This window comes from Paenibacillus forsythiae T98 (assembly GCF_000520735.1).
Taxonomy (GTDB): Bacteria; Bacillota; Bacilli; order Paenibacillales; family Paenibacillaceae; genus Paenibacillus_AQ; species Paenibacillus_AQ forsythiae.
In genome coordinates this window covers 1-375 of sequence record NZ_ASSC01000291.1, presented here as the reverse complement: position 1 = coordinate 375, position 375 = coordinate 1, and the positions used below count along the sequence as shown (strand labels likewise).

Below are 375 nucleotides of genomic sequence, written 5' to 3'. Positions count from 1 at the left end.
CCCTCTCCGGCGGGGAGAAGACGAAGGTAGGGCTAGCGGCGCTGCTGCTGCTCCGTCCGGATGTGCTGCTGCTTGATGAGCCGACGAACCATCTGGATATGGCCGCCATCGAATGGCTGGAGCAGTTCCTGAGAGACTATGACGGCACAGTCCTCGTCATTTCTCACGACCGTTATTTTCTGGACGCGGTCATTGCGAAGATTGTGGAGATCGAAGACGGCGAGGCCGTTGCCTATCATACGGATTACACTGGCTACCAGGCTGAGAAAGAGGCCAGGCTGCTGCAACAGTTCGCCGATTACCAGGAGCAGCAGAAAAAAATTAAAAAAATGCAGGAAAGCATCAAGCGGCTGATCGAATGGGGCAACAACGCCC

1 protein-coding gene is annotated in these 375 nt (G+C 55.5%); it reads left to right on the top strand.

The window, feature by feature from the left end; genetic code table 11:
* Positions 1-375, top strand: a 375-nt coding sequence (locus L692_RS28280; protein WP_036722996.1) for an ATP-binding cassette domain-containing protein, incomplete at both ends; no start/stop codon positions are given.